This is a genomic window from Streptomyces sp. NPDC091412 (genome assembly GCF_044756885.1).
Taxonomy (GTDB): Bacteria; Actinomycetota; Actinomycetes; order Streptomycetales; family Streptomycetaceae; genus Streptomyces.
Genome location: NZ_JBIVTV010000004.1, coordinates 243873 through 251829, shown reverse-complemented (window position 1 = coordinate 251829; position 7957 = coordinate 243873). Strand labels below are relative to the sequence as shown.

The following is a 7957-nucleotide window of genomic DNA, read 5'->3' as shown; positions in this document are numbered from 1 at the left end:
GGGGGGGCGGTCTTGGGTGTGGGGTTGGGGTTCGGTGGGGCGTCGCCGTGCCCCCCGACGACAACGCGGCTGGGGGTACCCCCTGCTCGAAGAGCTTGGGGGAGCGGTGCCAGACCCCGCGAGCCCGGCATGATCCAAACGAAAGGCCCTAGGGGATGACGACGACCGGCCGCTGCGCGCGCTTGGCGAGCCGGCCCGCGACCGAGCCGAACAGGCGCCCCACGAGCCCGTGCGTGGAGCCGACGACGATCGCGTCCGCCTCGTACTCCTTGCCCACCTCTTCGAGTTCGTGGCAGATGTCGCCGCCGCGCTCGACGAGGATCCAGGGCACCTCCGCCAGGTACTCCGCGCAGGCGAGTTCGAGGCCGAGGACCTCGGTGCGGTGGTCCGGCACGTCCACGAAGACGGGGGGCTCGCAGCCCGCCCACACCGTGGTGGGCAGCCGGTTGGCGACATGCACGATGATCAGCCCCGAGTGGGTGCGCAGCGCCATGCCGATCGCGTAGGCAAGGGCGCGCTCGCTGGAGGTGGATCCGTCGAAGCCGACGACGACGCCGTGCTTGAACGCCGGATCGCAGGGATGGCGTGACTCTTCCGCCGCCAGGGGATCGGCCGCCGTGGGGTCGGCGAGCGGTCGCTTGCGGTCCGCGGGTTCGAAGAATTCGTGACCGGCCATGGCTGTCTCGGCGATGTGATCCTTTGTCGGGGACGACAGTCTGCGGCGAAGCTGTGTCCGGGAATGGTCTTCCCGTCCCCATACCCCCAAGGGTACGGCGGCACGCCTCCTTAGCCCAGATCCCGCGCACTCTCCGTGGCGGTTCACCGGAGCATGCACGAGCCACGCCCGCAAGGCAATGGTTGGTGCCCCGTACAGGCGGTTTGTACGGGATTCACCTTCCGGGACGGGCGGGATCACGGTAACGGCGGGGCGCCGCCGGGGGGTCGGGCGGGGTGCCGTACGGCCGCGTGGGACCCGCGCGGTACCGCACAGTGACCGACCGATCGAACACGCGTTGATCCCGGAGAACCGCCGCCGTAGGGAGCACGCCGTTGTCCGGACCCCGCACCCTCCCCGACCGACACCCGTTCCCCGCACAGGACACCGCACCGGGCATCACACAGAACAGCGGTCGGCGCGCCGCGGCCGGCGGGGAGGGCGGCGCCGTGGACGAGATGGTGCGCTGGGCCGTCTTCAGCTGCGCACTCGTCCCCGTGGTCCTGCTCTGGTACGGCACCTCGTTCACCGGTGCCGCCGGCACCGCCCTGGGCCTCGGGGCCGTCACCGGGGCCTGCCGGGCACTGCTGCGCCACTCCGAGCGCGTGGCGGCCCGGCTGCACGCCGAGGAGCGCGCCCCGTACCAGGACCGCCACCACGGAACGGGGAACGGGGCGCACCAGGGCGGCGGGCACCCGGACGGAACGGCACCGGTCGGCTGACCGGTTTTTGCGCACGCGGCCGTAGCTTTTCAGCCAACTTCTCGTATCCGTGCATTCCCCGGCCGAAGTACCCCTCACCCCCCGTTCGACCTGCACGGAAAGGGTCTCCGCAGGACCGCGCACCCTACGGGGATTGGCCACCACGACGAGGCGCACTTCCCTGCACGCTCCCCGAGTGCAACGCTTCGTGATCGAATGCTTCACGCCAAGTTGCCATGTCGACAATGTGCCGGGTGACGAACTGGTCAACACGGCACGGCGGGACGCAGTAGATTCGATCTTGACTGTCTTACGGCGGGGGACTCGTGCAGGACCGAGGGGAAACGTGCAGGAGCGACACAACCGAGGAGCCGCGACCACCGAGGGGGGCTTAGCAGTATGAGCCACGACTCCACTGCCGCGCCGGAAACCGCGGCCCGGAAGCTGTCCGGGCGACGCCGCAAGGAGATCGTCGCGGTGCTGCTGTTCAGCGGCGGCCCCATCTTCGAGAGTTCCATACCGTTGTCGGTGTTCGGGGTTGACCGCCAGGACGCCGGCGTACCGCGCTACCGACTGCTGGTGTGCGGCGGCGAGGAAGGCCCGCTGCGGACCACAGGGGGCCTGGAACTCACCACACCGCACGGCCTGGAGGCGATCTCACGGGCGGGCACGGTCGTCGTGCCTGCCTGGCGCTCGATCACCTCGCCGCCGCCGGAGGAGGCGCTCGACGCGCTGCGCCGGGCGCACGAGGAGGGGGCCCGCATCGTGGGCCTGTGCACCGGGGCGTTCGTACTCGCCGCGGCCGGGCTGCTGGACGGCCGGCCGGCGACCACGCACTGGATGTACGCGCCGACGCTGGCCAAGCGCTATCCGTCGGTGCACGTGGATCCCAGAGAGCTGTTCGTCGACGACGGCGACGTGCTGACGTCGGCGGGTACGGCGGCCGGGATCGACCTGTGCCTGCACATCGTGCGCTCGGACCACGGCAACGAGGCGGCGGGCGCGCTGGCCCGGCGACTGGTGGTCCCGCCTCGCCGGAGCGGAGGCCAGGAACGCTACCTGGACCGCTCTTTACCGGAGGAGATCGGCGCCGACCCGCTCGCCGAGGTCGTCGCCTGGGCGCTGGAGCACCTCCACGAGCAGTTCGACGTGGAGACGCTGGCGGCGCGGGCGTACATGAGCCGGCGTACGTTCGACCGCCGCTTCCGCTCCCTGACCGGCAGCGCGCCGTTGCAGTGGCTGATCACCCAGCGGGTGCTCCAGGCGCAGCGGCTGCTGGAGACGTCCGACTACTCGGTCGACGAGGTGGCGGGCCGCTGCGGCTTCCGCTCCCCCGTGGCACTGCGCGGCCACTTCCGGCGGCAGCTGGGCTCGTCCCCGGCGGCGTACCGGGCGGCCTACCGGGCGCGGCGGCCACAGCACGAGCGCCCAGGAGACGGCGACCTCGTGTCGGGGACGGCCGGCATGCCGGGCGGCCCGGGACCGCACTCCGCGGCGGCCCCGGTCGGGCCCGCGTCGCCGCTGTCCTCCTTCCACCCGGACGGCCAGGTGCCCCACCAGGCGCGCCGCACGGCGGCCCTGTCGGCGAGCGTTCCGGGCCAGCGCGGCGGCTCCTGACCCCCGGCGGCCGGGTGGACGGGCCTCCTGGTCCCGTCCGCCCGGCCGTCCGGGCGCGGGTCCGCGCCGGCCGTTGCCCGACAAGGGCACCGCACGGCCGGTCCGGGTCGCGGCGGGGCGCCGTAAGGTGAGACACATGAACGATCGCATGGTGTGGATCGACTGCGAGATGACCGGCCTCTCGCTGTCCGACGACGCGCTCATCGAGGTGGCCGCCCTCGTCACCGACTCCGAGCTGAACGTACTCGGCGAGGGAGTCGACATCGTCATCCGGCCGCCGGACTCGGCGCTGGAGACGATGCCGGAGGTGGTGCGTGAGATGCACACCGCGTCCGGCCTGCTCACCGAGCTGGCCGGCGGCACGACGCTCAAGGACGCCGAGGAGCAGGTCCTGGCCTACGTACGGGAGTACGTCAAGGAGCCCGGCAAGGCCCCGCTGTGCGGAAACTCGGTCGGCACCGACCGCGGCTTCCTGCTGCGCGACATGCCGACGCTGGAGGGCTATCTGCACTACCGGATCGTGGACGTGTCCTCGATCAAGGAGCTGGCCCGGCGCTGGTACCCGCGGGCGTACTTCAACAGCCCGGAGAAGAACGGCAACCACCGCGCCCTGGCCGACATCCGCGAGTCCATCGCGGAGTTGCGCTACTACCGCGAGGCCGTCTTCGTCCCGCAGCCCGGTCCCGACTCCGACACCGCCAAGACGATCGCGGCGAAGCACGTCCTGCCTGCTCAGCAGGCATAGCGGGGCCCCGCGAAGGGGCGCCGCGAAACCTGTGCGCGAGCACCCCTTCCGACCCTGTAGACTTCTTCTCGGCCGGTCGGGGAAACCGCAGAATCCCTCGGACCGGTCATGGTGGGTGTAGCTCAGCTGGTAGAGCACCTGGTTGTGGTCCAGGATGCCGCGGGTTCGAGTCCCGTCACTCACCCTTCACCAAGAGGCCGGTGACCTGGATAATCCAGATCACCGGCCTCTTGCATGTTCCGCTGTGTCAGGGGCCGCTCGGCCGGACGTGAGCGTCGGAGAACGATGCGGTAGTGGGTGGTCAGGCGCCGGTCGTCGCCGAGGGACGGGGAAGGCGAGGCCGGGCGGCTGGTCCCGATCCGCCGGGGAGTCGCCCTCCCAGGGCATGCGCAGTGTCCAGGCGCAGGGCGATCTGCTGACCGGCCGTGTCCCGGTCGAGGACATCGCGACGGACGAGGACCTCAGGCTCCAGATCGTCGAACTGCGGCGGGCGACGCGAGCCCTGTTCGCCCGCGCGGTCAGCCCCGCCCCCCCAGTCCGGCGGATGCCCGTCGGCTGATGCCCGGCCGACCAGGCATTGGCCCACCTCAACGCGGTCGCCGCCCGTGAACCGGTCGCCCGCGGCTCGACTGGCCTCGCGAAGGAACCCCCGTAGCCCGGATCTTCTCCACGGAGAGCGATCCGAAGGTCCGGCTTGTCGCGACCCTCGCTCGTGCCGCCATCGACTTCCTGAGCGGGCCGCAGCGGGAGCGTCTGCGCGCCTGCACCGCGCCCCGCTGCGTGCGTTACTTCGTCCAGGGCCACGGGCGGCAGGAGTGGTGCAAGCCGTCGTGCGGAAACCGCGCCCGAGCCGCTCGCCACTACAGGCGTCAGCGCATGGGGACCGACGGTGGTTCCGCTTCCTCCTGACCGGCCCGGAACCGCGCGCCGCGACGGTAACCTCGGCAGCCATGAACCGACGGCAGCGCAAGAAGCTCTCCGGGCACCTCGTCTCGGCGGCCATGCTGGGCGACACCGCCCGCGCGGAGGCGCTGCTGCGGGCCGGTGCCGATCCGGAGCGAGCGGACAGGGAGGGCACCACCCCGCTCTACGCGGCGTCCGTACAGGGGGACGCCGAGATGGTCCGACTGCTTCTCGCGACCGGGGCCCGGCCGGACACCGAGAGCGGGCGCGGAGCGGAAGGCACGCCCCTGTGCGCGGCCGCTTGCTGGGGGCACACCGAGACGGTGCGCACGCTCCTGGCGCACAAAGCCGATCCGAATCTCCGTGAGGATCACGGCACGGGCCGCTCTCCCCTGGAGTGGGCGGTCGCCGATTCCCATGCCGAGACCGTCGCCCTTCTCGTCGCGGCGGGAGCCACCCGGCCCGGCGGTCCGAGGCCCGCTACGACGACGCCCGCACCATCAGCTCCGTAGGCAGTACGAGCTGCCGCCGCTCCAGCCCCCGGGACACCGCCGGGCGGCGGTCGGCGATCTCGTTCAGCAGGAGGTCGATCATCGCGCGGCCCATCTCCTCGATGGGCTGGCGGACGCTGGTCAGGGGCGGATCCATGTGGCGGGCGATGGCGGAGTCGTCGTAGCCGACCAGGGCCACGTCGTCGGGGATGCGGCGGCCCGCCTCGCGCAGCACCTGGCGGGCGCCGGCCGCCGTGACGTCGGAGGCAGCGAAGACGGCGTCCAGGTCGGGGCGGTGCTCCAGCAGGCGCGTCATCGCGCGGCGGCCGCCGCCCTCGGTGAAGTCTCCCTGGGCCACGAGGAGTTCGTCCACCTCCAGGCCCGCGTCCCGCAGGGCGTCGCGGTAGCCGTCGACGCGGCGCTGGGCGCCGTAGACGTCCATGTGGCCGGTGATGTGGGCGACGGTGCGGCAGCCGCGGGCCATCAGGTGCTCCACGGCGGAGCGGGCGCCTCCGTAGTTGTCGGAGTCCACCGAGGTCAGGGTCTCGCCCGCCGACCGCGGACCGCTGATCACGGCCGGGATCTCCAGCTGGGCCAGCATGTCCGGCAGCGGGTCGTCGGCATGCACCGAGACCAGCAGCACGCCGTCCACCCGGTGCGCGGCCAGGTACTGGGCCAGCCGCTGCCGCTTCTGGTCGCTGCCGGCGAAGATCAGCAGCAACTGCATCTCCGTGTCCGACAGTCCGGCGCCGACACCCCGCAGCATGTCCGAGAAGTACGGCTCGGCGAAGAAGCGGGTCTCCGGCTCGGGCACGACGAGGGCGATCGCGTCGGTGCGGTTGGCGGCAAGGGCGCGGGCGGCCGTGTTGGGGACGTAGCCGAGTTCGGCCACCGCCGCCTCGACTGCGGCCCGGGTGGCGTCGCTGACCCGGGGCGAGCCGTTGATCACCCGCGAGACGGTGCCGCGGCCGACGCCGGCCCGCGCGGCGACCTCTTCGAGGGTCGGCCGACCGCCGCTCCGGCCCCGCGCTCCGTGGCCTGTCATTGGCTCCGCCCTTCCGCCGTCGAAACCGCCTTGGCCTGGAATGTAACAGTCTCCCGAGCGCGGACGCCGTGCCCGGGGGCCGCCGCGGCGGACCCCGGGGGACGCGACGACTCCGCATACCCGGGTCGAGGACCTCACCCCTCCCGCGTTAGTTAACAGGCCGATAACCGAACGCATTTGTCCTCGCTCACACCCTTGACACCCCCGCTCGAACCCGCGACTCTTCAACACATCACTGGTGGGAGCGCTCCCACAGTACCTGACACATACACAACCCGCACGTTCCCCGCCCGAGCCGCAGCGAGTACAAAACGGGCCCAACATGCAGTTGGCCGGGGGGTCGGCACGTCAGGGCAACAGGAGGACGCAATGCGAGCACGTTTGCTCCCCCATTCTCGACTTCGTTCGAGTGGGGGGACCCCCATCGCCCGCAAGGCGGTGGTCCTGGCGGCAGCCGCGTCGCTGGGCGCCGGGCTGCTGGCCGGCTGCTCCAGCGACAGCGGAGACACGTCCGGCTCGTCGACCGGCGGTGGCGACGGCGGTGGTGCCAAGGTCACGATCACGATGGGCCTCTTCGGCACGATGGGCTTCAAGGAGGCCGGCCTCTACACCGAGTACGAGAAGCTGCACCCCGACATCAAGATTCAGGAAAACGTCACCGAGCGCAATGAGAACTACTACCCGGCGCTCGTCAACCACCTCACCACCAGCAGCGGCCTGATGGACGTCCAGGCCGTCGAAGTCGGCAACATCGCCGAGGTCGTCGCCACCCAGGCGAGCAAGTTCGAGGACCTCTCCAAGGCCTCGGGCGTGGACAAGAGCAACTGGCTGGAATGGAAGTGGCAGCAGGCCACCACGAAGGACGACCAGACCATCGGCCTCGGCACGGACATCGGCCCGATGGCGCTCTGCTACCGCAAGGACCTCTTCCAGCAGGCCGGTCTGCCCACCGACCGCGAGGCGGTCGCCAAGCTGTGGGCGGGTGACTGGAACAAGTTCGTCGCCACGGGCGAGACGTTCAAGAAGAAGGCGCCCAAGGGCACCTACTTCATGGACTCCCCCGGCGGTCTGATCAACGCGATCCTCAGCAGTGAGGAGGAGAAGTTCTACGACTCCTCCGGCAACGTCATCTACAAGACGAACCCCGCCGTCAAGGCCGCCTTCGACCTGACCGCCAAGGCCGCCCAGGAGGGGCTGCTCCAGTCGCAGACGCAGTTCCAGCCGACCTGGGACCAGACGATTGCGAACAACAAGTTCGCCACCATGGCCTGCCCGCCGTGGATGCTCGGCTACATCAAGGGCAAGTCGAAGTCGGACGCGGCCGGCAAGTGGGACGTGGCCGTGCCGCCGAAGGGCGGTAACTGGGGCGGTTCCTTCCTGGCCGTGCCCAAGAGTGGCAAGCACGTGAAGGAGGCGACGGAGTTCATCGCCTGGCTGACGGCTCCCGAGCAGCAGGCGAAGCTGTTCGCCGTCCAGGGCAGCTTCCCGAGCGCGCCGGCCGCCTACGAGATGTCGTCGGTCACCGGCGCGAAGAACGAGATGACCGGTGACGCGCCCATCGGCAAGATCTTCGCCGAGGCCGCCAAGTCCATCCCGGTCCAGGTGATCGGCCCGAAGGACCAGATCATCCAGCAGGGTCTGACGGACAACGGCGTCTTCCTTGTGACGAAGGGCAAGTCGCCCGCCGACGCGTGGACGACGGCCACGAAGACCATCGACAACAACTTGGAGAAGTGACCG

Annotated in this window: 7 protein-coding genes, 1 tRNA gene and 2 pseudogenes; 7 read left to right on the top strand and 3 right to left on the bottom strand. The window is 70.8% G+C overall.

Annotation, left to right across the window (positions count from 1 at the left end):
• Positions 1–148: 148 nt before the first annotated feature.
• Complete coding sequence (locus tag ACIQMV_RS12480) at positions 149–676, bottom strand: universal stress protein (protein WP_141360652.1); 528 nt, start codon at positions 674–676, stop codon at positions 149–151.
• A gap of 374 nt (positions 677–1050) precedes the next feature.
• Here ACIQMV_RS12480 and ACIQMV_RS12475 point away from each other — a divergent pair, with 374 nt between their 5' ends.
• The 4 genes from ACIQMV_RS12475 (at position 1051) to ACIQMV_RS12460 (ending at position 3962) form a co-directional block, all read left to right on the top strand.
• Entirely contained in the window at positions 1051–1437 is a 387-nt protein-coding gene (locus ACIQMV_RS12475) for a hypothetical protein (RefSeq protein WP_402592617.1), read from the top strand.
• Between the two features lie 378 nt (positions 1438–1815).
• Positions 1816–3033, top strand: coding sequence for a helix-turn-helix domain-containing protein (locus tag ACIQMV_RS12470; protein ID WP_402592616.1), 1218 nt, complete (start codon positions 1816–1818; stop codon positions 3031–3033).
• 136 nt (positions 3034–3169) lie between these two features.
• Positions 3170–3778 carry an oligoribonuclease gene (gene orn / locus ACIQMV_RS12465; RefSeq protein ID WP_401774882.1) on the top strand — a complete coding sequence of 203 codons (609 nt, stop codon included), beginning with the start codon at positions 3170–3172 and terminating at the stop codon, positions 3776–3778.
• Positions 3779–3889: 111 nt separating this feature from the next.
• Positions 3890–3962: transfer RNA gene (locus ACIQMV_RS12460), tRNA-His, on the top strand.
• 94 nt (positions 3963–4056) lie between these two features.
• On the opposite strand, the pseudogene ACIQMV_RS12455 reads toward ACIQMV_RS12460, so the two are convergent.
• Positions 4057–4180: pseudogene (locus ACIQMV_RS12455) on the bottom strand (phosphodiesterase); the annotation flags it as partial.
• Between ACIQMV_RS12455 and ACIQMV_RS12450 the strand changes: the two are divergent.
• Positions 4164–4687, top strand: a pseudogene (locus ACIQMV_RS12450) (CGNR zinc finger domain-containing protein). The pseudogenes ACIQMV_RS12455 and ACIQMV_RS12450 overlap by 17 nt on opposite strands.
• 41 nt (positions 4688–4728) lie before the next feature.
• Positions 4729–5193, top strand: coding sequence for an ankyrin repeat domain-containing protein (locus tag ACIQMV_RS12445; RefSeq protein WP_402592615.1), 465 nt, complete (start codon positions 4729–4731; stop codon positions 5191–5193).
• Here ACIQMV_RS12445 and ACIQMV_RS12440 read toward each other — a convergent pair.
• A complete protein-coding gene (locus ACIQMV_RS12440; RefSeq protein ID WP_401774873.1) occupies positions 5162–6217 on the bottom strand; it encodes a LacI family DNA-binding transcriptional regulator in 1056 nt (351 codons plus the stop codon). The two genes, ACIQMV_RS12445 and ACIQMV_RS12440, sit on opposite strands and share 32 nt — an antisense overlap.
• Before the next feature lie 369 nt (positions 6218–6586).
• Between ACIQMV_RS12440 and ACIQMV_RS12435 the strand changes: the two genes are divergently transcribed.
• Positions 6587–7954, top strand: coding sequence for an ABC transporter substrate-binding protein (locus ACIQMV_RS12435; RefSeq protein WP_402592614.1), 1368 nt, complete (start codon positions 6587–6589; stop codon positions 7952–7954).
• The last annotated feature ends 3 nt before the right edge of the window (positions 7955–7957 follow it).

Coding starts and splice junctions, on each gene's coding strand:
- ACIQMV_RS12440 (WP_401774873.1), bottom strand. CDS start 6,217: ATGACAGGCCACGGAGCGCGGGGCCGGAGCGGCGGTCGGCCGACCCTC.
- ACIQMV_RS12435 (WP_402592614.1), top strand. CDS start 6,587: ATGCGAGCACGTTTGCTCCCCCATTCTCGACTTCGTTCGAGTGGGGGG.
- ACIQMV_RS12470 (WP_402592616.1), top strand. CDS start 1,816: ATGAGCCACGACTCCACTGCCGCGCCGGAAACCGCGGCCCGGAAGCTG.
- ACIQMV_RS12480 (WP_141360652.1), bottom strand. CDS start 676: ATGGCCGGTCACGAATTCTTCGAACCCGCGGACCGCAAGCGACCGCTC.
- ACIQMV_RS12445 (WP_402592615.1), top strand. CDS start 4,729: ATGAACCGACGGCAGCGCAAGAAGCTCTCCGGGCACCTCGTCTCGGCG.
- orn (WP_401774882.1), top strand. CDS start 3,170: ATGAACGATCGCATGGTGTGGATCGACTGCGAGATGACCGGCCTCTCG.